This window comes from Haloarcula ordinaria, assembly GCF_029338275.1.
In the GTDB taxonomy this organism is placed as follows: Archaea; Halobacteriota; Halobacteria; order Halobacteriales; family Haloarculaceae; genus Haloarcula; species Haloarcula ordinaria.
In genome coordinates this window covers 34952-61651 of record NZ_CP119790.1, presented here as the reverse complement: position 1 = coordinate 61651, position 26700 = coordinate 34952, and the positions used below count along the sequence as shown (strand labels likewise).

The 26700-nt window shown below is 59.4% G+C and carries 23 protein-coding genes; 6 read left to right on the top strand and 17 right to left on the bottom strand.

From position 1 onward, the window contains the following. Window positions 1-60: 60 nt before the first annotated feature. A complete protein-coding gene (locus tag P1L41_RS17130) occupies window positions 61-957 on the bottom strand; it encodes a DUF3267 domain-containing protein (protein WP_276298663.1) in 897 nt (298 codons plus the stop codon). Between the two features lie 192 nt (window positions 958-1149). Beyond that, window positions 1150-1599 carry a universal stress protein gene (locus P1L41_RS17125; protein WP_276298662.1) on the bottom strand — a complete coding sequence of 150 codons (450 nt, stop codon included), beginning with the start codon at window positions 1597-1599 and terminating at the stop codon, window positions 1150-1152. A 1126-nt stretch (window positions 1600-2725) separates the two neighbouring features. Between P1L41_RS17125 and P1L41_RS17120 the strand changes: the two genes are divergently transcribed. Beyond that, window positions 2726-3145 carry a DUF6069 family protein gene (locus P1L41_RS17120; protein ID WP_276298661.1) on the top strand — a complete coding sequence of 140 codons (420 nt, stop codon included), beginning with the start codon at window positions 2726-2728 and terminating at the stop codon, window positions 3143-3145. A 128-nt stretch (window positions 3146-3273) separates the two neighbouring features. Here the strand turns inward: P1L41_RS17120 and P1L41_RS17115 are convergent, their stop codons facing one another. From P1L41_RS17115 to P1L41_RS17070, 10 genes are all read right to left on the bottom strand, one after another. Further along, window positions 3274-3621 (bottom strand): nitrogen regulatory protein GlnK1, encoded by a 348-nt coding sequence (locus tag P1L41_RS17115; protein WP_276298660.1) that lies wholly within the window; start codon window positions 3619-3621, stop codon window positions 3274-3276. Window positions 3622-3893: 272 nt separating this feature from the next. Continuing rightward, on the bottom strand, window positions 3894-4913 hold the full coding sequence (locus tag P1L41_RS17110) for an asparaginase (protein WP_276298659.1): 1020 nt from the start codon (window positions 4911-4913) through the stop codon (window positions 3894-3896). Between the two features lie 182 nt (window positions 4914-5095). After that, a complete protein-coding gene (locus P1L41_RS17105) occupies window positions 5096-6430 on the bottom strand; it encodes an MATE family efflux transporter (protein WP_379789304.1) in 1335 nt (444 codons plus the stop codon). A gap of 48 nt (window positions 6431-6478) precedes the next feature. Then, entirely contained in the window at window positions 6479-7783 is a 1305-nt protein-coding gene (locus tag P1L41_RS17100; RefSeq protein WP_276298658.1) for an ABC transporter ATP-binding protein, read from the bottom strand. Further along, the gene (locus P1L41_RS17095; protein WP_276298657.1) at window positions 7776-9032 is read right to left on the bottom strand and encodes an ABC transporter ATP-binding protein; all 1257 of its coding nucleotides are present in this window, start codon (window positions 9030-9032) and stop codon (window positions 7776-7778) included. Before P1L41_RS17095 ends, P1L41_RS17100 begins: the two co-directional genes overlap by 8 nt. After that, window positions 9029-10039, bottom strand: a complete 1011-nt coding sequence (locus tag P1L41_RS17090; protein WP_276298656.1) for an ABC transporter permease — start codon at window positions 10037-10039, stop codon at window positions 9029-9031. The genes P1L41_RS17095 and P1L41_RS17090 overlap by 4 nt, the downstream gene beginning before the upstream one ends. Continuing rightward, window positions 10039-11028, bottom strand: coding sequence for an ABC transporter permease (locus P1L41_RS17085; RefSeq protein WP_276298655.1), 990 nt, complete (start codon window positions 11026-11028; stop codon window positions 10039-10041). The genes P1L41_RS17090 and P1L41_RS17085 overlap by 1 nt, the downstream gene beginning before the upstream one ends. Before the next feature lie 8 nt (window positions 11029-11036). Then, window positions 11037-12683 (bottom strand): ABC transporter substrate-binding protein, encoded by a 1647-nt coding sequence (locus P1L41_RS17080; RefSeq protein WP_276298654.1) that lies wholly within the window; start codon window positions 12681-12683, stop codon window positions 11037-11039. Window positions 12684-12860: 177 nt separating this feature from the next. Further along, window positions 12861-13619 carry a cysteine hydrolase family protein gene (locus tag P1L41_RS17075; RefSeq protein ID WP_276298653.1) on the bottom strand — a complete coding sequence of 253 codons (759 nt, stop codon included), beginning with the start codon at window positions 13617-13619 and terminating at the stop codon, window positions 12861-12863. A gap of 313 nt (window positions 13620-13932) precedes the next feature. Then, window positions 13933-15315, bottom strand: a complete 1383-nt coding sequence (locus P1L41_RS17070; protein WP_276298652.1) for an MATE family efflux transporter — start codon at window positions 15313-15315, stop codon at window positions 13933-13935. 616 nt (window positions 15316-15931) lie between these two features. On the opposite strand from P1L41_RS17070, the gene P1L41_RS17065 reads away from it, so the two are divergent. Continuing rightward, complete coding sequence (locus tag P1L41_RS17065; protein ID WP_419181092.1) at window positions 15932-16741, top strand: alpha/beta fold hydrolase; 810 nt, start codon at window positions 15932-15934, stop codon at window positions 16739-16741. A 293-nt stretch (window positions 16742-17034) separates the two neighbouring features. Here the strand turns inward: P1L41_RS17065 and P1L41_RS17055 are convergent, their stop codons facing one another. Continuing rightward, window positions 17035-19269: a PKD domain-containing protein gene (locus tag P1L41_RS17055; protein ID WP_276298651.1), complete on the bottom strand. Its 2235-nt coding sequence runs from the start codon at window positions 19267-19269 to the stop codon at window positions 17035-17037. 733 nt (window positions 19270-20002) lie between these two features. Between P1L41_RS17055 and P1L41_RS17050 the strand changes: the two genes are divergently transcribed. Then, complete coding sequence (locus tag P1L41_RS17050) at window positions 20003-20515, top strand: DUF8071 domain-containing protein (RefSeq protein ID WP_276298650.1); 513 nt, start codon at window positions 20003-20005, stop codon at window positions 20513-20515. 327 nt (window positions 20516-20842) lie between these two features. Here P1L41_RS17050 and P1L41_RS17045 read toward each other — a convergent pair whose 3' ends face one another. Beyond that, complete coding sequence (locus P1L41_RS17045) at window positions 20843-21094, bottom strand: hypothetical protein (RefSeq protein WP_276298623.1); 252 nt, start codon at window positions 21092-21094, stop codon at window positions 20843-20845. 239 nt (window positions 21095-21333) lie between these two features. Between P1L41_RS17045 and P1L41_RS17040 the strand changes: the two genes are divergently transcribed. Then, window positions 21334-23238 (top strand): ABC transporter ATP-binding protein, encoded by a 1905-nt coding sequence (locus P1L41_RS17040; RefSeq protein WP_276298622.1) that lies wholly within the window; start codon window positions 21334-21336, stop codon window positions 23236-23238. A 215-nt stretch (window positions 23239-23453) separates the two neighbouring features. Here the strand turns inward: P1L41_RS17040 and P1L41_RS17035 are convergent, their stop codons facing one another. After that, window positions 23454-24218: an IclR family transcriptional regulator gene (locus tag P1L41_RS17035; protein ID WP_276298649.1), complete on the bottom strand. Its 765-nt coding sequence runs from the start codon at window positions 24216-24218 to the stop codon at window positions 23454-23456. Window positions 24219-24329: 111 nt separating this feature from the next. Here P1L41_RS17035 and P1L41_RS17030 point away from each other — a divergent pair, with 111 nt between their 5' ends. Together P1L41_RS17030 and P1L41_RS17025 are read left to right on the top strand one after the other, a co-directional pair. Next, a complete protein-coding gene (locus P1L41_RS17030) occupies window positions 24330-25415 on the top strand; it encodes a zinc-dependent alcohol dehydrogenase (RefSeq protein ID WP_276298620.1) in 1086 nt (361 codons plus the stop codon). Window positions 25416-25417: 2 nt separating this feature from the next. Then, window positions 25418-25822 (top strand): cupin domain-containing protein, encoded by a 405-nt coding sequence (locus P1L41_RS17025; protein ID WP_276298619.1) that lies wholly within the window; start codon window positions 25418-25420, stop codon window positions 25820-25822. A 43-nt stretch (window positions 25823-25865) separates the two neighbouring features. Here P1L41_RS17025 and P1L41_RS18690 read toward each other — a convergent pair whose 3' ends face one another. Continuing rightward, window positions 25866-26102, bottom strand: coding sequence for an SDR family oxidoreductase (locus P1L41_RS18690; RefSeq protein ID WP_379789216.1), 237 nt, complete (start codon window positions 26100-26102; stop codon window positions 25866-25868). Further along, a complete protein-coding gene (locus P1L41_RS17020; RefSeq protein WP_379789214.1) occupies window positions 26099-26656 on the bottom strand; it encodes an SDR family NAD(P)-dependent oxidoreductase in 558 nt (185 codons plus the stop codon). The genes P1L41_RS18690 and P1L41_RS17020 overlap by 4 nt, the downstream gene beginning before the upstream one ends. Window positions 26657-26700 lie beyond the last annotated feature (44 nt).

Here is a 26700-nt window from a genome sequence, read left to right as displayed (position 1 = left end):
GTGTCTGCAGTAGCCAACTGATCTTCGCTCAGCGGAGCTATCACGTCAAAGGAGAGTGTTCTATGTGGCCTCTGTGGGTGCTCGTTTGCCTCGGCGATAGCTCCGCATGAACGCATACAGTAATCCAAGCAGGCCGCCCACACTCAGGACACCCGGACCGAGGCTAATCGAGATCTCATTTGGGGTGTTGACGAACGCGAAGAGATACGTGAGGGTTCCGGGTTTCCCGACCGTTATTGACTCGACACCGAGCGCCGAGAGGAGTATCGGACCAGCAAGTGCAAGCAGAATCCCCACACCGAACAACGCCACTGCTGCTCCGGCGAGTGCGTCCCAGACGAGCGATGTTATCGACAGTGACCGCGGTCGATCACTATCCCGTCCGAGGATTCTAACGCCGTTTTCGTGATCGACGATGCGAATGTGTGCCGGGTAGCTTACCACCATGAGCGTCATCCAGACGTCCGCGACTGCCCCGGCGGCGTTCAACGTCAATGGAATGGCCAGCCACCCCCACTCAAGTAGAAGCATCAGGGGAACGCCGACGAGCGTCATCACGACGAGGGGCGTCAAGAGGACCACGATGAATTGGTTGCGTGTGAACTCGTGGTCGGTCGTCGCGTACGCATACGGGAGGACGAAGTGAGCGACACCGACACCGTATCGAGGTTCGCCACCGTAATATCGGATTGCGAGTCCGTGGAGCAACTCGTGGGGAACGAGAATCACCGTTCCGAGAAACACGAGGACGAGAATATTCAGTGGGGTTGCAAGCCACCCGACCGATGCCGGCGCAAATTGAAACGTTACGATGTTCCCGGTTGTAACCTGATAGAGGCCGCTGAAGAGCGTCCATCCGACGAGCATCCCCAGAGTGCCGATTGCTAGCATCTGAATCGTAAGCCCGCGAGTAAGTTCGAGATCAGCGAGCACTCGCTCAGGAGGCACGTTATTCATTCACTAGGTTGACATACCTCTTGCAGAAAAGCGTTCCCACCATACTCCATACGCGCTTTCGTTTTCCTCCCGTCTGAACAAGCTCTCAAACCTCAGTCAAAAGCAGCGTGACCGATACAGAGAATACAGTCAGCACACTGGACCTGCGAATTCCAGTCCGTTGGCGGTGAATCGAGAACGTTGGCTGCGGGGCTACTCGCTGACTTCTGTCTTTATCACCGTCGCTGGCCGCGTCGTCAACCGGAGGACCCGATCGGTGACGCTCCCGAGAAGCGCTCGGTACTCCGCGGGTCGGCGCTTCGTCCCGAGCACCAACAGGTCGATGTCGCTCTCGTCAGCGTACGTCACGATCCGCTCCGCGGGGCGGCCTTGCTGTAGGGCCTTGACGACCTCGATGCCGCGCTCGTCTGCTTTGGTGAGGATATCGTCGATTGTGTCTCTGCCCAGCTCTTCCAAGCCGTGCTCCGGACCCTCAGATTCGTCGACGTACTCATCACCACTATAGGACGTCACCACATCCTCGTCGACGACGTAGAGCACGTGCAATACGGCGTCGTGAGCTGCTGCTAATTCGATTGCATGCGATTCGGCCTCCTCAGAGGCGACCGTGCCGTCGGTCGATAACAAAATTCGGTCGTACATTCGAGGGTATTTCGACGACGATGGAGATAAAACCAGTCCTGGCTCTTATGGTCCGAGGAGTACGTCGAAAGGACGAGCGCTCCACCGGTAGGCTGCTCGACCGGTTTCCGTCTATGTTTGGTTGCGTTCAAACGGAGGGACCCATGCCCGACGGGTGTGCGTCTCTTCTCAGAGAGTTCGAACGTGGCCTAATCGACCGCCCTGGCTCGGTGAATTCGAACTGACCAGACGCGTTTTTCCGCACCAACATCCAAACAACCGCGACCGATTTGCGCTCTGTATGCAGCACGGCCTCAACAATCTACCAGTGTCCAGTCAGTACCTCCGTGCAAGATATAGAGAGTGTAGTCAGCAGTAAGCCATCGTTGGTTTCACATCGATTCTGAGGTATCAGCGGGTCAGTAAACCCTCCGAGTCTTGCACGCTGATTCTGACAGCTTCTGGAAACATTGAATCGGCCGTGCGAGATACAGGGCACGTATCGGCCAGTGTCCTTCCGCTCAAAGTCAGAACCCTATATCGGTCAATACAGAGCGTGTATTCAGCACTTCGGTTCTGCGTATAGTGCCGGGCACACGGTACATTATTTCATACAGGGAACGACGTTTCCATCGAGTATGGAGTTATTCGGACGAATCATCGCCGTCTGTAAACAGTACGGCCCGGACCGGCTTCCGTACTCTCATCGGCGGGATGTCGGCGCAGGCTATGCGATGGCAACTGTCGCAGCATTCGCGACGACGGCGTTTATTCTGGTGACACAACTCGTCGGTATCTCAACGATTATGTCCTCATGGTATGAAGCGTACGATGGACCGCTTCTGAGCAGTTCATCGACTTGTGGTCGACAAATAGTTCTACCGCTGTTTCGGTATCGAGTGGTTCGAAGTTGTCGTCATCCGCGGTCATAGTTGACACGGACACCCGTTAGACGGTTTCTCGCGTGCAAGATTGTGGGGGAAAAGTTCGTACGTAGTACATACCCTTCCCGCCCCGTCCCGCTCGACCGGTGGGATTTGCTCCCCAATTCTCCGTCCGGTCTGCTCATAGCCGGTCTGGGCGTTGAGCGACGGTCGGCGACCCGTAGTGTCACGGCTTTATCTAGTATTGTCGCCAATTCGTGGTTATGGGAACTGCATCAAACAGCTCGCAGCACAGCAACGCGCCCTCTATGCCGGTTCGTGCCGGTGTCGCGATTGTTCTCGGTGTCCTCGTTAACGTGGGCATCGTCCTCGGCGCGACAAGTCTGGGCGTGGCGCCGGGCTTCCGGCCGTTGAGTGTGCCTCCGGTCGCCATTTTCTCAGCCGTTGGTGCCGTCGGTGCCGTCGTCGTCTATCAAGGCTTCCGCCGCTACGTTGACCGGGCGGACTACTACTTCGTCCGCGTCGCCGCTGTCGTGCTCGTCCTCTCGTTTCTGCCCGATGTCGGCTTGCTCTTTGGTGACCCTGCGGCCACTGTCCCCGGCGTCGTCGTCCTCATGTTGATGCACGTCGTGGTTGCGACTGCTTCTGTCTGGGCCCTCGTTTACTGGACTCGTTCAGAGTAATCGAGGCGGGGATGCTGTTACTGATACGTGCTCTCTGTATGCACTCTCACGAACGAACTCCTAGCGTTCCACCATATCCCGCCTGACCGGTCTATAGGGTGTCTCAGTATTGAGTAAAACAGGCGGCCTCAAACCGCTTCTGGGCCCTTAGTGCCTGTGCGGATCTGCTTTGCGTCATTGACTGGTAGGACGAATACTTTACCATCGCCAGGGACGCCGGTATGTGCGCTCTCCGAAATAGCTTCGACGACATTTTCGGCAGGAATCTCGGCGACGACACATTCGATTTTGACTTTCTGGTGGAGGTCAACAGTGTACTTCTCGCCGCGATATTGGTTGACCTGTTCGGCCTGCGACCCACGACCGGAGACATTTGTAACCGTCAGCGAGGGAGCGCCAGCCGCCGCCAACGCCGTCTTCACGTCGCCCAGTTTGTCCGGCCGGACGAACGCGACTACCAATTCGATTTCAGACACTTACGTCCACCGCCGTCACAGCGTCGCACGGTCGCAGACGCCCATCTCCAATCCGTGCAGTTCTCGGGCCGATATGGAGTTTAACGATGGCCATTATCCACCTCAATAGTGTACATAACTCTGACTGTGATATCTTTCCCACTCTTATTTAACAATTTCTTACTATATTACTGTATAAATTCGACATCCTAATACAGTATAGTCGTTGTTCCACGCGAAAGGATGTGCCTCCTACCCATCCGACTGCAGCTGCGTATCCAACGGTATCCGCCTCAATACGTCTCGAAGAACTCCTGCAATTTTTCCGGGTCCGACGTTTCGGTGAGCCCTAACGCGAGCAAAATCCGTGCTTTTTGCGGGCGAAGAGTATCCCCGCCGATACCGTAGCCGCCCGGGTAGTCAGTGACACGCTCTCGGCCGATGCTGCCGTAGCTGCCGCGAGTACACATGACCACGGGGACTTCATTCTCAGCGGCGCGCTCCAGCGCTTCGGACTGCGACGGCCCCTCCGGACTTGCAGCGCCGCCTGTCAGGAACCCTGCAACGATGATTCCGGCCGCATCTTCGGCGATTGCGTCGACAACCGTCCCTGTATCGCCCATCGAGGCGTAGACGATGTGAATATCGGTCAGCGGGAAGTCCTCGACAGGTGTCTTGTCGATATCGAACACCGTCTCGGGCGCGGTCGTCCGGTCGACCGATCGGTAGAAGGTAACCGGCTGCCCTGGAGTCGCGAGCCCAATTTTCCCGAAGTTCGAGGACTGCCAGGCGTCCGGACGCTTGCTCGCTAATTTCGAGACATCGCGCGCGTGATGTATCTCGTCGTTTGTGACGAGCATCGTGCCACGCCCGATTGCGTCGGGCGAGGCGGCGGTCCGCACAGCGTCGAACAGATTTTTAAATCCGTCAGAACCGGTCGCGTTTACGCCTCGCTGTGCAGCCGTCACGACGACGGGGAGGTCTGTTTTCAACGTCAGGTTCAGGAAGTAAGCTGTCTCTTCAGAGGTGTTCGAGCCGTGGGTGACCACGAAGCCGTCAGGTGGGTCCTCGCTTTCAGCCTGCGTCATTATCTCGTCGTACGTTTCGTACCAGACGGCGGGGTTCAGCGAAGAACTTCCCAGCCGTGAGATACCTGTTGAGGTAACATCTGCTACCGCTGCCATTTCGGGCATCTCCTCTAGTAACGCGTCTGCAGTCAGGAAGCCGTCGGGACTGTCGTAGTCGCCGGTGACATTTGCGATCGTCCCGCCAGTCGCTACGATGTGGACGTGCGGTTTCGCTTCGGCGCTCATCGTTCGCGCACTCCAGCACCTGAATACTTTTCGAACATCTGTTCAGAACAATCCGGAATTTCTCCTATTTTTAGCATAATTGTCCAATATTTTGTAGGATAACCTTACTTATAAAAGACTAGTGCGCTATAATTTAATCATATGGTGGGATACTAGAGGGCTGACGAGTATCTTGGGGCGCATCAGTCGCCGGGGCTGCTCTCGCGAGCGTCCATCATCCGCCCTGCGCGGGTATACCAACCGTCTCGGGCGAACCAGGCCCAGACAAACACCGCTCGCCAGACACTGTAGACGACGATGCCGACGCCGACCATCGTGACTCCGTAGCCAAGCAGAACACCACCGATGTAGGGCACCCCGAGCATGAACAGCGAGAGACCACTCAGGTCAACAAGGAATGGGACGCGGGTCTCGCTCCCACCCTCGAGCGCTCCAGCGAAGATGCGAAAGAGCATCGCAAAGGGTAGCGAGACGGCGAACGCTTGGACGAAGAACGTCGCCGCCGCAACCGTCGACATATCGTCGGAGAATACCTTTGCCAGCGGGACGGCACCGAGGTACAGTCCAGCACCCATAGCGACTGCGATAGCGAGGCCCAACAGGGCCGTAGCACGGCCAATGAAGGTTGCCTTCTCTGGATCGCGTTCACCGACGGCCTGACCAACGAGAATGCTGGTGACCACGTTGAAGCTCCGCGCAACCGGCGCGGACACTTGCTGAAACACCCGTCGACCCACGTGATAGCCTGCGTTGACGTTGACGCCAAAGGAAAGCAGTATCGCGTTGAGTGGGAATTCCACAGCTGTCCGAGAAAAGCCTTGCACTGCCCTGGGCGCGGCGATTGTTACAACTTGCACCGCGATTTCAGGGTTATCAGGCCGCACGAACGAGATATCAGTGCGGTTGCTTAGCAGGACGGCGACGGCCATCGATGCTGCCAGGACATTCGAGACGGCGGTGGCGATGCCGACACCGAATACACCCAGCTGCGGCACCGGACCGATACCGAGCCCGAGGCTGACGGTCCCAACGATGTTCACTATGTTCGCGACACCGCGGATGTACATTGGCGTGAGTGTATCACCGGTCCCCTGAAGCGCCCGGGCGAGGACGAGCGTTACCTGCCGTGCCGGCGCTGTCAGCAAGACGACTGAGAGATACAGGCTGCCCGCCCGCACGACTTCGGCTGGCGGCCCTAACAGCTCCATCGCGTCAGTCGAAAGTACGTAGCCGAAAAGCGCGAACGGGAGCCCCAGCAGCAGGGCAAGCAGACATGCCGTCGAGATGGCCTTATCCCGAGACACAGTCGACCCCCGGCCCGTATCCTGGCTTGTGAGTGCCATCGAGCCGCTTCCAAGCCCGATACCTAGAAATAACGGAAATTGGGTGTAGAGGTTCGCAATCCCGATTGCAGCGATAGCCGCCGGCGAGATCAATCCAGTAACCAGCAGATCTGTCGTCCGCATCGCCGTCCGAAGCATGGACTGGAGCGCGATCGGCCAGGACAGTGACCCCACCCGCCGCCACACAGCCGTGAGGCGGCTCGAGGTGGTTTGGCTCACGAGTTAGTCGCCCTCGGTTCCTGGAGACTCCGCGCTGAGTCGAAGGCATGCCGCGCGATGGTCGTCTGCTACCGTAATCGACTGTGGTGGTTCCTGCTCGCAGACGCTTGTGAATTCAACACGCATGATTTCGGACGCGTTTTCTATCTCTCCATTGGCGACGAACGTCAGTGCATTTTCGACGGCGTCCTCGGCGTACTTGTCTTCGAGTGTCTCTGGAATACCATACAATTCGCGGAGGAACGAGGTGACCGCTGGTTGGTCCGCCGGATTGATGTTCTGTGACGAGACAAGTTCTCTCAGGGGCACCGGGTCCAGTTCGCCATCGCCGAGCGCGATTTTCATGTCGAGGACACTGCGGTACGCTTCAGTGTCGATGTCGGTCTCTGCCGGCGGAATTACTGCCTGACAGCGTGTATGGAACCGACAGCCCGACGGCGGGTTCCGCGGCGACGGTACATCTGTCTCCAGGGTTTCGACCTCGCGTTCGGCCTCCTCAACCGTTACGCGGGGGACACTGCCCAGCAATGCCCGCGTATACGGATGGGCCGGCTCTTGGAACAGCTCGTCTGTCGGCCCAATCTCGACGATTTCTCCGAGGTACATCACTGCGATTCGGTCACAGAGGTGGCGCACAACCGAGAGATCGTGACTGATAAACAGGTACGTCAACCCAAACTCCTCTTGGATGTCCATGAGGAGATTGAGAATCTGGGCTTGGACGCTGACGTCGAGCGCACTCGTCGGTTCGTCGAGGACGATGAACTCGGGGTCGAGTGCGAGTGCCCGGGCGATTCCAACCCGCTGTTGCTGGCCGCCGGAGAATTCGTGGGGGTAGCGGTCCGTCTGGTCAGCTGATAGGCCGACTCGTTCTAACAGTTCCCCTGCGCGCTCGTTGCGCTCGCTCTTTGTCATCGCTCCATGAGCGTCGAGCGGCTCGCGAACGCTTTCACCGACGGTCATCCGCGGGTCGAGGCTCGATGAGGGGTCCTGGAAAACGATCTGGACCCGGCTGGTGAAATCTTTCCGTTCGTCGCGATTCAGGCCGTGGACGTCCCGGTTGTCGAACCGAACCTGTCCGTCCGTGGGCTCGTGTAGCCCGAGAAGTGTCTCAGCGGTCGTTGACTTGCCACAGCCGGACTCGCCGACGAGCCCGAGCGTCTCCCCCTGTCTGATCGTAAAGGAGATATCGTCGACGGCCCGGACCTGTTCGGGTTCGTTCCCGAGGAGTCGGTCCAACAACCCGTCACTGTCGACGAAGTACTTCGCAAGGTTATCGACCCGGACGAGCGTCTGGGTGCTAGTCATCGGCTCGCCCCTCCCCAGGCCTACTTTCAGCATCAGTCACGTTCATACCTCTGACCTCGTCTACTGGTGGCTCCGTCGGCACTTCCTCGCCGTCGGATTCGTCCGATGGGCCACTTTCGTCCACGAGCACACACCGGGCCTGATGGTCTGGTTGACCGGGGATCGACCGCTCTCGTGGTTTGGCCGCGGTGCATTCCGGTTTGCGCTCTGGACATCGGTCAGCGAAGTAACAGCAGTCACCAAGCTCGCTGTCTTGCAAGCTCGGAACGTTGCCCGCTATCGGCTCGAGTGACTTGCGCTCGGATGCGTCGGTGTCGATACGTGGGATGCTGTTCAGCAGTCCGACCGTGTAAGGATTGTGCGGGTTCTGCAGCACATTCTCGCGGGGTCCCCGCTCGACGACCTCGCCAGCATACATCACGCCGATTCGGTCCGCAAGCCGTGCGATAACGCCGAGGTTGTGGGTGATAAGCAGGATGCTCATGTCTGTCTCAGCCTGCATTTCCGACAGCAGTTCGAGCAATTGCGCCTGTATCGTCACGTCGAGCGCAGTCGTCGGCTCGTCGGCGATGAGAATATCAGGATCGACTGCAAGCGCCTGCGCGATCATCGCTCGCTGGAGCATTCCGCCGCTGAACTGGTGGGGGTACTCCTCTGCCCGGCGGGCTGGATCTGGAATGTCAACCCTCGCCAGCAGTTCGACGGCTCTATCCTTGCTGGCGTCACTGACATAGCTCTGCCAGGGGTTGAGGCTATCGAGCAGGAACGAACTGATCCCGTAGTCGCTCGTCCGGGTTCGGGTGGAACGGGGGTTCGCGCTGGCCCGCCGTTGGCTTTCGACCGCTTCGGCGATCTGTTCCCCGACGGTCAGACTGGGATTGAAGCTACTCAACGGATCCTGAAACACCATGCTGAAGGCCGTTCCACGGAGATAATCCCGCTGGCGCTGAGGGACTGTCCGGAGGTCGACGAACTCCCCGTCGACGGCCACTTCGCTGTTCCCGGCGAAGGTTGTCGCGAGCTCCTCAGATCGGTACCAGATCTCCCCGTCGACGATTCGACCCGGCGACTCGATGAGGTCGATGACCGACAAGCCTGTAACGCTCTTGCCTGAACCGGATTCGCCGACGATACCGAACACCTCGCCCTTGCGGAGGTCGAACGACACATTCTCGACGGCGTTTATCTGTCCCTCCGCAGTGAAGAACCGTGTCTTGAGGTTCCTGACACGGAGTAGATCTTCTGTCATGAGTTCGCCCCTCCTCTATCAATGCCAGGGTCCAGCGCATCGCGGAGCCAGTCACCGATGAGGTTGATGCCGATCACCGCGAGGACGATCATCACGCCGGGCACGGTGGCGATCCACCACGACGTCGCGAGATAGTCACGTCCCTGCGCGATGTCGAAGCCCCATGAGAGCGTCGTTCCCGAGAAACCGAGAAACGATAGCGAGCTCTCGATGATAATTATCGTCGCTATCTGGATGGTTGCGAGAACGATTATCGCGGTCATACTGTTTGGCAACACGTGTCTGATGATTGTTCGGGCGTCGGACAGCCCGGTAGTACGAGCAGCCCGGACATAGTCCTCGTTCGCCACCGAGATAGCCTCACCGCGGGCAATTCTGGCGATCCAGACCCATCCAGTCGACGCAATGGCGATCGTAATCGTCGCGGGAAGCACAGCCGTTCTGGGCATTCCCTCGGCGAAACCGAGCAGGACGATTGGATCCGGAATCTGTATCGCAACGTTGCCAAAGACACCGATGAGCGACAGCGAGACGATCAGGGAGGGGAACGCGAGTATCACGTCAACCCCACGCATCATCGCATCGTCAACTCGCCCGCCGTAGTAGCCGGCGGTGAGTCCAACGGCTGACCCGACCAGGGTGGAGATCAGCATCGCTGTGAACCCGACCAACAGCGAGGTCCGCGCGCCGTATATCGCCCGGGAGAGCATGTCACGACCGAGTCCGTCCGTGCCGAGCGGATGGGCCCACGTCCCACGTCGGGTCGACTCGACTTCGGTTATCTCACCATCGACGAGTTGCGTCGAGGAATCACTGAGGGTCATGCCGATTGGCGGCAACTGCGCTCTGCTTGTCTCCTGGACCGATGGATTGTAGGGCGCAATCAGTGGCGCAAAGACGGCGATGAGCAGGATGAGCGCCACCAGTAGGAGGCCGATTTTCGCTATCAGGCTTGCACTCAACTCACGTCGAAGGTTCGAAATCGTTCGCGGCGACAGTAATGCCATCAGGTCACCACCACCTGTGGGTCTAGCTGTGCGTAGACGAGGTCAACTCCGATGTTGACGAGGACATACGCGATACCGACGACGATGAGCGTCCCCTGGATAATAGGCCAGTCGGCTGTGTTGACCGCCCGGATGAACAGCGAGCCGATACCGGGCCACGCGAACACGCTCTCGATGACGACTGATCCGCCGATAAGCCTGCCCAGCTGGAGACCGACAACTGTCACCACCGGGGCCAGGCTGTTTCGGAGTGCGTGTTTGTAACGGTTGAGCACCTCGGGCAGTCCTTTGGCTCGGTTTGTCTGGACGTACGGCTTCGACAGCTCCTCGATCATCCCACTCCTCGTCAGCCGGGTCATCAGTGCCATGAGATAGGTTCCCAGTGCGAGTGTCGGGAGCACCATGTGGCTAACCCAGCTGACAAGCGGGTCGATCTGGAATGCTGCCAGTGCGCCGATTACGCCGAGGAATCCCACTGGTCGGCCGCTCGTCGGTAACAGGTCGATCTGGACCGAGAGCAGCAAGACGAGCATTATTGCGAGCCAAAAGTTCGGGGTCGAAACGCCAACCAGGGACGACAGGTTCGCCACGTAATCAGGTGCTTCGTTACGCCGCGTCGAACTTATCACGCCCAGGGGAATCGACAGTACCAGTGCGAACAGAATCCCGAAGACGGCGAGTTCGATAGTCGCGCCAAGCTTGCCAAATATCTGGGGGGCCACAGGGGTACTTGTGATGTACGAGTAGCCGAGATCTCCCTGAGCGACTTCGATGAGGTACGCGAAATACTGCTCGTATATCGGCCTGGTTAACCCTAGCTCTTCGGCGATTTGCTGGATCTGCTCTGCCGTCGCGTCGGTGGGTGCTGCGAGCTGTGCCGGGTTTGTCGGAGAGATACCTCGAAGGACGAATACGGCCGTTATCACCCCCCAGACGACGAACACACCCTGACCGAACCGCTTGGCCAGGAATTGCGAAAGTTGTCTCATCGTCTATCTCACTTGGGAGCGATATCGTTAGCGTTGAGTAGCTCATCGGAACGCGCCCGCCATTCGTAGTCGGTATTCTGTCCGTAGATGCTGGACTGTCCGTGCATGAAGATCCAGACGGCCTCTTCGTGGCACCATCGGTTGGCCTCCTGAAGGAGCGCCTCGCGTTCATCGCGATCGCCAGCGCTGTCGGCCCGATCCATGAGATCTCGGAGCTCTTCGTCCCGGAACGTACCGCGGTACTCGCCGGTGAGGTTCGATCGGATAGTTGCACTCGCGTCGAAGCTCGGCTGGCCGTAGCCCCAGATGAAAAAGTCCATGCGCTGGTCGCCGGTCGCTCCGAGTCGGCTCACGAACGATGCCGAGTCCATGAGGTTCGGCTCACAGCTGACGTTGGGGAGCGCGTCGATCTGGTTACACCAGGCTGTCATCCATTCTTCGCCCTTGAGATACCGCCCCAGCCGACAGGGTGGGTTCAGCTCGACGCCCGCGAACCCACTCTCGTCGACGAGCTGTGCGGCCCGCTCTGGGTCGTAGGGATACGGTTCGATGTCGGGGTCGTGGCCAAACATCATTGGCAACGTCGGCTGACCGGTCGGCGTCCCGAAGCCGGAAAGCACGTCGTCGATGACCCCCTCGACGTCGATCGCGTAGTTCATCGCCTGACGGAACTTTTTACTGGTGAATGGTTCGACAGTCGGTCGCATCGCAGCGAAGCAGATCCGCGTACTGGGAACGTTTTTCACCGCGGTCCCCTCGTTATCTTCGACACGCGGGACGTCCTGTGGTGGGATGTTTACAGTCAGGTCCTGCTCGCCGGCTAACAGTCCGTTCACCCTGGTTGAGGCCTCCCCGGAGTAACTGAAGTTCGCCGTTGCGATCGGTGGGGTGTCACCCCAGTAGTCGTCGTTGCTGCTGAACGTCGCACTGACTCCCTGTTCGAAGCTCTCCAGCACGAAGGGTCCCGTACCGTTCATGTCCAGCGCTACCTCTTCGGGCTCCCGTGACTCGATCCACTCCTTGTTCATGATTGCGACGCCGAGGAACGAAGAGAACGCTGGGATGATGAGTGGGTTGACCGAGTCCGAGATGATGTCGACCGTGGTTTCGTCGATGACTTCCGCGCCAGTCACACCAGGAACGTAGGACTTTCGCTGAGAGGTGATTCCGCCGACGTCATCGTCGACAATCCGTTCAACGCTGTATTTCACGTCATCAGCGGTGAAGGCGTTCCCGTTGTGCCACTGGACGTCCTCGCGCAACTGGAAGCGGAAGCGACCGGGTTCTTCCCGCCCCCAGTCGGTCGCGAGCATCGGAATGAGTTCGCCCTCGGCATTCCGGAACATCAGGTTCTCCAGGCTGTGGTAGATGATATGGGAGTCTGGAATTGCGCCAGTCATGTGTGGGTCAAGCGTCGTCGCCGGCTGGCTCGTCATCACATTGAGCGTCTGAAGGTCGCCGTTGCTCGACCCACCATTGCCGCTTCCACCATCGCCACTGCCGCTCCCGCCATCGCCACCGCCGTTCCCACCATCGCCACCGCCGCTCCCGCCATCGCCACCGCCCGAACAGCCAGCAAGGAGTGCCGCAGCGGTGATTCCACTCGTTCTTAGTATCGTTCGTCGGTCGTATCGGCTCATTTTCTCTTTGCTCATCTCTGGTCTCGCTTAGTACCGAATCGTTCAGATTTCATCTTACAACTCGACTGTTCTTACAGCCATATATAAAACTACTGGCTAATCGTCTACTAATTATATTATTACGTAAAAAATCAGAAATTGTATAGCAGGTACTGTCGGAAAATCCCACGACTGTATGATTTTGGGGGGTTCTTAGTCGTCTGCCACCGCTGCTGCCGTCGCCCCAATTTCGTCCACAACCTCTTCGACAGGGAGTACGTCAGCGTATTTCATATCCATATCGAACAACGAAATCTTGTGCGAGATAACCGACCGATCAGCAGCTGCCTCGATCGGAACGACTACTTGGAAGTTCGATGAATGGCCATCGACGACCGACGCACGCACACACCCGCTCGTCGTCATGCCGGTTACGATGAGTGTGTCCACGTCATAGTGGTGTAACAGGTTCGCGAGGTGCGTATCAAAAAATGCGCTCGCGCGTGGCTTTTGAATGACTATGTCCTCTGGTTCGGGAGCGATGTCATCGTGAATCTGATTGCCCGTCTCCCACATCGCCGCGAATTCCTCGTCGCGGTCGCCCGCAGATTTGGTCGTTCCCTGGTACGCTGGTGGGAAGTGGTCGGCGTCGGTTCCACGCGTATAAATAATCGGCGCGTCGGCCGCACGCGCAGCCTCGATGAGTTCCGCGTTGGCGTCGATAGCTGGCTGTCCGGTATCTGAGCGTCCGAGGTAGTACTCGTCACTGACAAACGCGTTCGTCATATCGACGACCAGCAGTGCGACGTTCTCGCCCCACTCTCGTCGCAGTGACTCGACCCGGTCGTCGCTCTTCGCGAAATATGCTAAATCCTCGTCCGGAACCTCGTCCGGAACATAGGCCTCTGTCAATTGGTCAGACATCAACCTTATATCCACAATACCCTGATAAAAGTGTACTGTTCCTCGCAAAAATTGGATATATATGTACTAGTATTAGAAATTATTAAAAATTCCAAAACGAAGAGGCACCGAATCCGAAGCCAGTCAATCCGCACAGAACTTGATCGGCCAGGTTCTCAATTCCACGTCGATGACGGTGTAGACCGGGAAATTAGCCGTTTGCTGACACGGCTGCGGGCAGCTGATCGCTGTGTTCTTACATTTGATGTGTACACCATGTAAACAGTCAGTACTCAATCTCTGATTTCAGACTACTCACCGCTAACGTCCCGTTGAATCTGGTCTCTCTGATGCAATACCATCTGTGTCGCTGGTCGCACAGTCAGTCGTTACTAATACTGCCCCGAGTCTGCATTCCGTCGAGGGCGGACCGCATCCAACTGGGGTCGCGATACCAGACGAATACAAGCAGTAGTCGTGCCAGTCCAGAAATGACGATTCCGGCGTAGGTGGCCTGTACGCCGACACCAAGGAGGACACCGACGACGTAGGTAATACCGAGCAGCAGTCCAGTCCCGCCGATGAGTTCGGCCAGGAACGGTTTTATCGTCTCTCCACCGCCCTGCAGAGCTCCGGCGTAAATCCGTGAGAGGGTCCTGAGGACTGCTGCGACCGCGAAGGCTTGAATGAACACTGACGCTGCTGCCCGGGTTGCCTGGTCGTCACCGAAGAGACTCGCGAGCATATCACTCCAGTAGAACATCCCAGTGGCCAGTGTCGCCGTCGTAAGGAGTCCGAGTAGTGCCAGTGCCGCCGTGTTGAAACGAACCTCCTCGAGCTGTTGGGCGCCAAGCGCCTGTCCGATCTGGATGCTGGAGACCACGTTCAGACTTCTGGCTAGCGGGCCAGTCAGCTGCTGGGCCACCCGTCGGCCGACCTGATAAGCGGCGTAAATTTCGACACTGAAACCTACAAGAATCGCGCTCAACGGGAATTCGGCAGCAGTCTGAGAGAGACCCTGAACGGCCCGAGGGAAACCAACAGTGACGATCTGCTTCATAATGACTAGGTCGTCTGGCCTTACGAGGGCGACATCAGACCGCGGACTCAGCATATATGCGATCACAGCCAGGCCCGCGAGAACGTTCGCTCCCCCTGTTGAGATAGCGACGCCGATGACTTCGAGGCGGGGGAGCGGCCCCAGTCCCAGCCCCAGAGCCACTGTCCCAGCGATGTTCACCAGATTCGCCCCACCTCGGATGTACATGGGCGCCATTGTATCACCCGTGCCCTGTAGCGCCTTCTCACCGATGAGCGTGACATGTCGAGCCGGTGCCGTACCGAGGACGATTACCAGGTACGGGACACCGAGGGCGATGACATCGGGCGTCGCCCCGAAGATACTGAGGGCCGGTCCTGAGAAGAACACCGCAAACAATGCCAATGGAATCCCGATCAGGATGCCCAGAAACAGTGCTGCCGAGATTGCCATATTCTTGTTCGTCTCGGCGCCGCTACCGGTATCTTGACTCGACAATGACAGCGCGCCGGTCCCGATGCCGATCCCGGTAAACAACGCGATCCGTGTATACAGGTTTGCGAGGCCGAGAGCAGCGATGGCCGCTGGACCGAACAGTCCGGTCACGAGTAGGTCCGTCGTCCGCATCCCAGTCCGAATCGACGTCTGGACAGTTATCGGCCATCCGAGGCCGATGACGGTGCGCCACTTTTCGACGAGTCGTCCCCGTGACCACTCGCCCTTCACACCACTCATTCCCCGGGTGAACGCTTGTTAACCACTGTTCGTCCCAGCCTGTCGCCGTCCTCAGACGTTCGGTAACCACTCGACACATCGGCGCAACCAATGGTTTGCCCGCCATTCCATCTTCGCAGAGTAGATTGTAGCACGTATTCATTCAAAAACTGACTCGAATATTTAAAATCATCACTTAATTTGCCTATAATATTTTGAAAATTGGTCGAATATCCACATATGATTAAATAATTATAACACTTGTTCCAGCCTCTGCGGTCCGCTCAGCCGTCAGTCCGTGCCATCGGCCATCTATTGGTGTTTCGGCTCAAAGAAGTGGGTTACAACAACAACTGGCCCACGATTGGTGTATTAATAATATCGAGTAATCAGTATCCATAATCCAAAATATTTTTATAATATACTGTAATTTCGGACATTGAATGGAAATAAGACAAAAAAATTGCGCATTTGTGCTTAAAATACGATGACTGCATCGACAGACGCGGAGACGGACCTTTTCACCGACATCCCTGAGCATGCCGGTATCGACGGCTACGAGCCGAGCTTCGTCGAGGTCGATGGTCTCCGGACCAGGTATTACGACGTCGGCCGCGGTGACCCACTTGTGCTCATCCATGGGAACAACTGGAGCGGTTCAAGCAGCGCGAACTCCTGGTCCAAGACGTTCGAGTATCTCAGTGAAGAATTCCGGGTGCTTGCCGTCGATCGAATTGGTTGCGGATTGACCGACAACCCCGACGATCCGTCGGAGTTCCGGTATCAGTCGGACATCGACCACATCATCGGGTTCGTCGAGGCCCTCGAGTTGGACTCGTTCCATCTTTCAGGCTGGTCACGCGGCGGCGGTCTCGCGACCCGTGTCGCCGTCGAGATACCGGATCTGGTCGACTCGCTTATCATATGTAACAGCGCGACCCTCGGCCCGGCCGCTGGCGACGGCATGCATCGGCGCAATATCATCTTCGAGATGGACGAGTTCGGCCTGCAAAAAACCGACCCAGAGTGGATGGAATACTTCTATTCGCACTACTCCCACGAAAAAACGTACATCACGGACCTGCGGTGCCGCACCGCTGCCTATATGGAACGGCGGGAGAAGGCTCGAGAGACTGCTCGAATCATGGACGACCAGGGGGAGATGGAGCACTGGCAGGCTTCACTCGACGAGCACATGAACGAGACGCACCAGCGTATCAAAGCGGGGGTCCTCGACATGCCCGTTCTGTACGTTTTCGGACGCGACGATCCGACCGTGCCGCCGGTTATGGCGTTGGCCGCGTTCGACATGATTGGGCAGGAGAACGCCGACATTCGGATGAAAATCTTCAACCGATGCGGACATATGATATTCCTGGAGTACCCTGAGGAGTTCTCTCAGACAGTGACCGAGTTCATCACTCACTGGCACTCGTAATCGACTTCCGTCGAATTGCTCGAGTCACTGGGTGTCCAACCCAGTCGGAAAACCAACCACGATTGGGAGCAGAAAGCCGATTTTTTGGCGGTGAGATTCTCGTCGTGACTGCAAGCCGCGTCTCTCGTAACAATCCCTGCCATCTACTTGCTGTATCACGGTCCGTTCAGGCTCGTTGCGACATCGACCTAGATGTAGCAACAGGATTGAACTCGACTTCGTCACCAACGGTCCGAAACTCAAGTCGGTTACGACGTGTGGCCAGTCCGTTGTTTGTTCGTTCAGAGCGAGTCCTATCCGAATACGTTGACAATCTCCTGGAGAAGATCACCCAGCGCAGCAAGTATCCCGTCGCCCGACTCCTCAGAGGGGGTCGAAGTCTCAGTCATAGTCATTTCGGCGGGCGTCTTCTCCGTAGTGGCGGGAGCAACCGTCTTCGCTGTCTCGGTCTGTACTTCTTCAGTGTTGCTGACTGTCTTGGTTACCGTCGCAGACCCACCCGCGTCGTCGACGACCAGCAGTTCGACGTCGCGTGAGCCCGTCTCCGTTGCGTCGTAGGTGACTCGCTCGCCCGTCATCACCGTCCCGTTCTCGAAGGTCCAGACGTACTGGGTGATATTCCCGTCGTCGTCCGCGGACTCACTCGCGTCGAGCGTCACGGTACCGGCTTCCCGGTCGATTGACGAGGTGAAATCGGCAGACGGGCGCACGTTCGGAACAGTAACGTCGATACGCTTTTCGCGAACGGCGGTGTTCCCGCCATCGTCGGAGACCGTTAGCCGAACAGTGTAGTTCCCGCCACTGGTGTACGTGTGGGTCTGGGTCGCCCCGGTCGCACTCGACCCATCGCCGAACGTCCAGCGATACGAATCGATGGGGCCTTCGGCATCGGTCGACCCACGGGCATCGAACGACACCGCCTCACCCGTCTGTGAATCGAACGTGTTTGGAGCGAACGCGGCTTTCGGTGGTGTGTCTCTCACGGTTACTGTCGTCGTCGCAGTGTCAGTGTTACCATTCCCATCCCGGACTGTGAGCTCGACGGGATACGTCCCCGGACTGGTGTACGTATGTGTCCGACTGGCGGTTGTGAGCTGACCCGTGGTGCTACCGTCGCCGAAGGACCATTCGTAGGCTGTGATACTCCCGAGAAGACTGTACGACTGTCCTGCTGTCAGCGTTACCGGTTCGCCGACGGCAACGGTCGCCTCGCTCGCCTCGAACCGCGAGGCGACGAGCTGGACATCTTGTATCTGGCTAAGGTCCGTTTCGAGCTGAGCGTCGGTGATGTCTGTGTTCGTGAGTAGAAGCTCCGGCTCTGAATCACTATCACCCGATGTCTCGCTCGTCGAGGTGTCAGTGGTTCCGTTGAGCGACGTGTCGTCCAGCGACGGCTCGGCGATGCTCGTGATGAGGCTGTCGTTCACCAGTTCGGTCGAGATGGTATCACCCGCCCTGACGTCGGTGAACTGACTCGGAGCCTTCCCGTCGGCACTGATGAACACGTCGTAAGTGCCTTCGACCCACCGCTCGCCGCTCCATGGCGTCACGCCGACGACTTCGCCATCGACGAAGACGGTCGCGCCCGGGGTCGCGGTGCGGACCGTTATCGGTTGCTCGATCTTTGACAGTCGTGTATCGATGTCACGTGGCTCGGACATGCGGCGCGTCTCAGGGAGATAGCCCTGGTCGGCCACAGTGACGCGGACTGGGCCGTCCCTCCCCACGTCGGTCGGAACCTCTCCGCTCCACGGCGTCGTCCCGACGCGCTCTCTGTCGATCGTGACGACGGCTCCGTCGACGTTCGACGTGACGGTCATCGTCTCGGTCTGGTCCTGCTCGGGGGATTCGACCTTCAGCGGCTCGTCGGGGACGAACACGAACGGCGGTGTGCCGTATAGCGAGTCGAATATGGCGGCGAAGCCCTGGTCGGGGATGTCAGTCGGCTGGAGGCATGCATCGAAGTCTTTCCCCGTCAGTGATCCTCTCGCTTCTGGATCCCAGCAGGCTTCGAGCGTGACTGATTCGATGGTCGTTCGCTCCTCGTCTGGTCCGAGAAACTGCGACATTCCGATGGCGTGACTCTCGTGTGTCCACGCCGACCCCTCGCGTGCGGTTCCGACGAAAAGCGGCGTTTCGTCGGCTTCTTCGCCGGGGCCGAGGTACTTTTTCGGGCCGATGGGCCGGTACGTCACAACATCGCGGGTCCCGTCGGCGGTAACCGCTCGCACCACTTGGCCGGGGGCGAAGAATTCATCCGACGCTTCTTTGGTGAAGAAATTATGCAGTTTCTTGAACGGACCCCCGATGAGGACCGAGAACAGTTTGGCTGTCGACCGCCCGGCCTGGCCGTTCTCTTTTGGGTCCTTCGGACGCGTGTCGCTGACGACCTTGAGGCGGAATCCCGATGCGTAGCCGTCACCATCACGGTCGACACGCTCGACAATGACGAGTTCCTGTACCGCTCCCGAGCCTTTCGTCTCGAATTCGACTTGCGCCGCCGGCGCTACTCCCCCACCCGTTCCCACAGACGGTCTCAGCTCCGGCGACTCTCGGTGATCCGCGGGAGGGGGTGACGGTGTGGTCGCTCCCGTTGCTGGTCCGGCAGCGAAAACGACCATGATGACAAATAGGAACGTTAGCGTGGTATACAGTGGATTTTTCATACTAGTAGCTGATCATTAAATGCATTGAAACATCTGAAATATAGTTCTATGGGGTGATAGACAGCAGTTTCATCTCTGCGGATTCTGAAACCCCTCGGCACCCTCAGATTCGCGTGACGAATTTTTCGATGTTGGCTACTCAACGTCCCAGGGAGGGACTGGGTACGGACTAGGTATCATCAGGGAAATTGTCGAGGCTGATGGGTGGAAGGTCAACGTGACCGGCGGTGATGAGGGGGGCGAAAGGTTCGAAAGTAGCGATGTAGAACGGGTAGAGTGATGATTCGCCCCCTCTCTGCAGCACGTCCTCGACGAACTACGCGAGTGCTGTCAGGGATAAGGTGACCGATTCAGAGGCTTTAATTTGCGTTTTAGTTTACCGCGTGGCTATGCCGATTCGGTAGTAATCCTCGAATATGCGCTCCGATTGGTCCTCCCTCCAGTCTGCGGCTACCGACGCGACTATGTTCCTCGTTGTGACGGTGGAACGAATAGCCGGTGCTATCCGTTCGATGACGCTGACGATATGGGACCTCCTTCATCGACTCACTCGCGCGGTCTGGTCGCTGGAGCCAGTGCCCACAGCAAATCGAGGATGGTCCTCTCCGGGCCTGTCAAACAGTTCGTGACCGGGCCGCTACGAACCGTCGTCCTGGGGACGCGTCACGACGTTTCGCTGGTCATCGCGCTCTTATCCCCGGTATTGGCGCTCGTAACGTCCTGGGGAGTCGTCTCGACAGTCGGCTACGAGACATTGACCGTCTGGGTCCGTGGGACGTGGTTCGGCACCGACCCATCGCTGGCTATCTTCCTCGCCGTCGGCAGTTTGCTCGTGCTCGGAGCGATTAGTGCCGGTGCCAATTCGGGACTGCTCCCGACAGGCCTCCTCGTGAGCGCACCCATCTTTGGTGCAGCCGTTACCCGATACGGAACGACCGTCACCTACACGTGGGGAAACCAGGTCGTGTCGCTTCCAAACGCAGTGGGTATGGCGATACTATTCGCAGCTGGATTTGGACTCCCCGTTGCGGTCTGTGGGTTCGTTCTCGGGCGTACACTCCGTCACATAGTACGGATGAATGGCGTCCATCTGGGATGGCCTCGATAGTAGAACAGACTTGATTCTTCTCCTCCGCTTTCGAAAGTACTACCAGACTCTGTTGCCATCCCCTGCCTGGTACGAAACCGCACCGTAAGACGCGTCAATTTCAGGCGAAGTATCCGGCCGAGACGCGCGCTGTATTCAGCAGGTGTATTCTGCTGGCTTTGACAGGGGTTTCTCCTCTGCGTGATACAGCCTTGGACCCTATGGACCGGATTGTGACTTGTGAGAGAAGTCGCTACCGTTGTTTTGGTTCATCTCAAAGCGAGGGTGAGTGGTTACAGAAGTCAGTAGGTGTGCAGATTGATCGCTACTCCAAAGGTATGGTGAGAGTCAGGCGGTGTGGTGCCAGTAATCGGTGGCGCGGTACAGGAGATACAGGATAGCGTTAAGCACACCAGTAACAGCAAAGACCTGCCCGAGTTGGAGCCAGAGTTGCTCGAAGGGCAGTCCAAGATCACTCACTCCGTATGTGAACACCGCAGAGATAACTCCCCAAATGATGAGAATCGCCGCAATACGTGCGCCGTCTTCGATATATGACGATACCGCTTGTGCCTGAGGAATGGAGGGCTTACCAGACATGTCGGAACGGTTCTAACTTCACTGGTAAATATCCCCCGGACTAGATAGACTAGTACGGTGCCTGTTCCCCGTCGAGAAGTGCTCCTCCTGCACGTATCGCCCATCAGCCTTCACTGATTACCCCCCGAGCGTGCTGACTCTGCGCTGTAAATACAGCAAGTTTGCAACGAACTATCAGCGACGGGTTTCAACAGCGTCATGTCACCGGATACTTGTATACGAGACCGTTAGCGAGCACAGTGACAGACGACCACGGCGGGTTCGAACACGTCCGGGAGAACGTCGACGGTCACCCGATGGTGAGCTTGCTCGGCTACGCCAAACGCTACTGGCCCACCCTCACGCTCGGCGTGCTCGCGGCGTTCCTCACGCGGTTCGCCCGACTCGTCCCGCCGATCGTCGTCGCGGCCGCTATCGACCGCGCGATTCGTGGCTCGGCCGACGCGGGACTGTTGACCGACCTGGGCTTGCTCCCGCCAGGTGAGATCACCGGCGAGGCGGCCCGCCTCGCGCTGCTCGAACAGCTCGTCCTCATCGCGGTCCTCGCGTACCTGGTCCGGTCGGTCGCCCGCTTTGCCTCCCGCTATCTGCTCCAAGCGACCGCCCAGAAGGTCCAGCGTGATCTTCGGAACGACACGTACGACCACCTCCAGCGGCTCTCGATGGATTTCTTCACCGACCACCAGACCGGCGGGATGATGTCGATCCTCAACAGCGACATCAACCGCCTCGAGCAGTTCCTCAATACGGAGTTCCGACAGCTCATCCGGGTGGTCGCGACGGTCGGCGGTATCGCCATCATCCTCTGGACGTACTCGCCCAAACTGGCGCTCATCGCGCTGGCACCGGTCCCGATCATCGGGCTGGCCAGCGGACAGTTTCTCACCTGGATCGAGCCTCGATACAAGTCAATCCGCGAGACCGTCGCCCGGCTGAACACGCGACTCGAGAACAACCTCGGCGGCGCCGCGGTGATCAAGGCGTTCGACCGCTACGGCTTCGAACACGGTCGGGTCGCCGAGCAGAGTGAGGCCTACCACGACGAGAAAGTCGCGGCGCTGCGAATCCGACGCGGGTTCTTCGCCACCCTCCGGCTGCTGACTGGCGTCGTGTTCGTCCTCGTTCTCTATATCGGTGGGACCGACATCATCACCGGTATTCCCGGCGAGGCAGAGGCGCTCACCCTCGGTGGGTTCGCACTCTTCTTCCTCCTGTTGCGGCGGCTCTACTCCCCGATGCGTCGGGTCGGGAAGTCGGCGAACAAGTACCAGCTCGCGAAGTCCAGTGCCGAGCGCGTGTTCGGGCTGCTCGGCCGCGAGCCCACTATCACCAGCCCCGACCCGGCACACGTCCCCGAGATGGTCGACGGGGACGTCACCTTCGAGGACGTCACCTTCTCGTACGGGGACCGTGAGCCTGTCCTCCACGACGTTTCGCTCGACGTCCCCGCGGGGACGACCATCGGGCTTGCCGGGGCGACCGGGGCCGGCAAGTCGACGCTCCTGAAGCTCATTCCCCGGTTCCACGACGTCGACGAGGGGGCAGTCCGGGTCGACGGGACCGACGTCCGGCAGTACGACCTCCAGTCGTTACGGGATACCATCGCCATCGTCGAGCAGAATCCGTACCTGTTCTCGGGGACCGTCGCGGAGAACATCGCCTACGGCGACCGCGAGACCCTTGAGGCCGAGTGGTCGGGAGCCGACGACGGGAGCGCCCGGGCCCAGGTTGAGCGGGCGGCCGAAGCCGCCGCGGCCGACGAGTTCATCGCGGAACTCCCCAGCGGGTACGACACCCAGATAGGCGAGCGGGGCATCAAGCTCTCGGGCGGCCAGCGCCAGCGCCTCGCCATCGCCCGGGCACTGCTCAACGACCCCGAGATCATCGTCTTCGACGAGGCCACCTCCGACGTCGACACGGAGACCGAGGAGCTGATCCAGGAGAGCCTCGAGCGGCTGGTCGAGGAGCGGACCGCGTTCATCATCGCCCACCGGCTCTCGACGATTCGGAACGCCGACGAGGTCGTCGTGATGGATGAGGGCCGTATCGTCGAGCAGGGGGCACACGAGGAACTGGTCGCGAGCGGCGGGACGTACGCGAACCTCTGGCAGGGGCAGGCCGAGGCTCCTTCCGCCGACGACTGACCTTCGATTGGCGTTTCCATTAGCACGCGGGACAGACTCTTCGCTGGTCGTCGAGCCGAACTGCCGAGCCGGTCGACCGGCGAGCAGGAGTGGACGGGCTCTCTCTGAATGGGTTCAGCATGAGCGGGGTTCAGTCGTCGACTCTTTGCCAACAAGTCAACGGCAATCCCTACTTCGGGGATCTGATTCCGTCTCCGAGCCACTTCCTATCGCGCTCACTCGTACTCAATTTTCAGTTCGAGCTCGTTCGCGGTACCGAGCAGGAGATTGGGGATGTCCTCGCGCCAGACGTCGTCTTTCAAGCGGTGGGTCGGGCCCGCGACGGTCAGCGCCCCTAGGACCCGGTCGTCGGACCCGCGGATGAGGACGCCGACGGCGCGGAGCCCCTCGACCAACTCCTCGTCGGCGAAGGCGACCCCGCGTTCGCGGATATCGCCGAGTTCCTCGAACAGTCGCGCTTCGTCGGTGATGGTGTGCTCGGTGAATGCGGGCAGGCCACGCTCGGCGATGATGTTGCGGACCCGCTCTTCGGGGAGTTCGGCGAGGATGGCTTTGCCGGCGGCGACGGCGTGCATCCGCACCCGCTTGCCGACGCCGGAGGTTGTCTTGACCGCCCGGTCGCCCGTGGCGCGGTGGACGTAGCGGACGTACCCGTGTTCCTCGACCACGAACTGGGCGCGTTCGCCGGTCTCATCGGCGATCTCTCGGACCTTGGGTTCCGCGAGCCGAAATATCCCCTTGCGGCCCCCGACGTAGTCGCCGAGTTCGAGGAATTGGAGGCTGAGGACGTACTCGTCGCCCTCCCTGACGACGTAGTTCTCCCGTTCGAGGGTCGTGAGGTGGCGGTGGGCGGAGCTCTTCGAGACGTCGACGGCGTCGGCGACTTCGTCGACGCGCGCCCCATCGCGCTCGTACAGCGTCTCGATAACGGCGAGGGCGGTCTGGACCGACTTTATCCTCGCTGCACTGTTCTCGCTCATCCGTCTGTGTGATATGGTACCGCGTCGTGCTTAAAGTTCCGCATCGCGGGACGAGCGCGCGCAGTTTGCATCTTTAATGGTTGTTAATATCTCTCCCCTCATGATACCTGTATGGCACAAGAGAGCCAACGAGGGATTCCGGACGAGATGGAAGCCGTCGTGCTACACGCCCCGGGCGAGTGGGCAGTAGAGAAAACCGAGACGCCAGCGGTCGACGAGGTGGAGAACGTCCTCCTCCGCATGCGCGCCGTCGCCATCTGTGGCACCGACCCGAAACTGATGAACGGCAAGTACGACGAGTGGCCGCCTTCCTATCCGTTCATCCCCGGTCACGAGTACGCCGGTGAGGTCGTCGACGTCCACGACTCCGTCAACCGGTTCGAGCCCGGTGACCGTGTCTTCGGCGAGACGCCCTCTGGCTGTGGCTACTGCCGGATGTGTCGTGAGGGCCGGTACAACCTCTGTGACAACTACGGCGACTTCGACTCCGGCCACCGCCAGATCGGTCATACGATGGACGGTGCCTACGCGGAGTACGTCACCGTCCCCGAAGACATGCTCCACCACCTCGACGACACCATCCCGTGGGGCGAGGCAGCACTGCTCGACACCAACGCGATCGCCCTGCAGTGCTCCCACCGCGGAGAGATAGACGCCGGCGACACCGTCGCCGTCATCGGGACCGGGACGATCGGTCTCTGTCTCGTCCAGCACGCCGTGTCGATGGGCGCGAGCGACGTCATCGCCATCGGGAACCCGTCGAAAAACGAGATGGCCGCCGAGCTGGGCGCCACGGACACCATCTCGTACCACGACGACGACGTGGTCGAACAGGTCCGCGAACTGACTGGCGGCCACGGCGTCGACGTCACCCTCGAGGCCGTCGGCATCGCCCAGACGGTCCGACAGGCCGTCGAGATGACGCGGAAGGGTGGCCGAATCAGCGTCGACGGCGTCCCGACGGAGGCGCTCAACGAGATCCCTGTCGCCCAGATCGCGCTGGACGAAAAGGAGTTCGTCGGCAACCGCGCCCACGCGAACAAGTCCGAGCCCAGCGAGCGCCTCGTCCGTTCGGACCAGGTCGACCTGACCCCGCTCATCACCCACGAGTTCGACCTCGAGGAGTTCGACGCCGCCTACCACGCGCGGACCGACCCCGACGAGAACGCACTGCGGGTCGTCCTGTACAACGAATGACCATGCCCCGCGAATTCGACCCCGTCTCCCCGCAGGAACCCGCGGTCGTCGACGTCGGACTGGACCTCTCGGTCGAGGCCGACGAGGTCGACTGGGACGACGCCGAGCTGCTCGGTCTCCCGGAGGGGTTGCAGGTCAAGATAATCAACGAGAACGAGGCCGAGGGACGCACGGACATGCTGGTGAAGTACCCCGAAGGCTACTTCGAACCGGAGCACACCCACGAGAGCGCCCACGCCTGCCTCATTCTCGAGGGCCGGATCCTCGTCGACGGCCGGGAGTTGACTGCAGGTGACTACATCTACGGCCAGCAGATTCCCCACGGTCCCTGGAAGTTCCCCGATGGCGGGATGAACTTCGTCTCCTTCGTCGGCGGGTCGCCCACCCACCAGTGGGACGAAGCGTAAGGCTAAATCGGGTCTTCCGTTCACCCGCTTCTCGTGTAGACCGTCACTCGCTCAGGTACTGGTCCCGGTACAGCACCGACGTCCGCACGGCGCCGCCGTCGACGGGCAGGTCCACACCGGTGACGTACGAGGCCAGGTCCGAGGTCAGGTAGAGAACGGCGTTCGCGATGTCCTCGGGTTCCCCTAGGCGGCCGAGCGGGATGGCGTCTATCTCGTACAGTTCGCCCTTCTCTTCGAGGAGTCGCTCGATACGCTCGACACGTGTTAACCCCGGGCTCACTGCGTTGACGTTGATTCCGTGATGTGCCAGTTCGCCGGCCAACCCCGGGTGAGTCCGTACACGCCGGCCTTCGTCCCGCAGTACACCGGCATCGCGGGGACGCTGAGGTGGCCCACGATGCTCGAGATGTTGACGATGCTCCCGCCGGAGCCGTCGCCGTCTATCACCGCGTTCGCGAAGGCCTGGGAGAGCAGAAAGACGCCGCGCAGGTTGACGCCGAGCATGGCATCGATGTCCTCGACCGACCGCGAGAGTGGGTCGCCCGCGACGTGGACGGCGGCGTTGTTGACCAGCACGTCGAGTGTGCCGAAGTGGTCGGTCGCAGCGTCCACCAGTGCCACTATCTCCGCCGGCTCCCGCAGGTCCGTTGGGACTGCCAGACCTGTCGACCCGCGTTCCTCGATCCCGGCGACGGTCTCCTCGATCTCCGACTCGGTCCGCGCGGCGGCGACGACGTCCGCCCCGGCGTCGGCGAAGTGGTAGGCTATCTCGCGCCCGATTCCGCGGCCGGCGCCAGTCACGATCACCGTCTCGCCCGTGTGGTCGATTACCATGGAACTGGTTACTACCTTCGGTCAAATAAACCGCACCCAGTGAG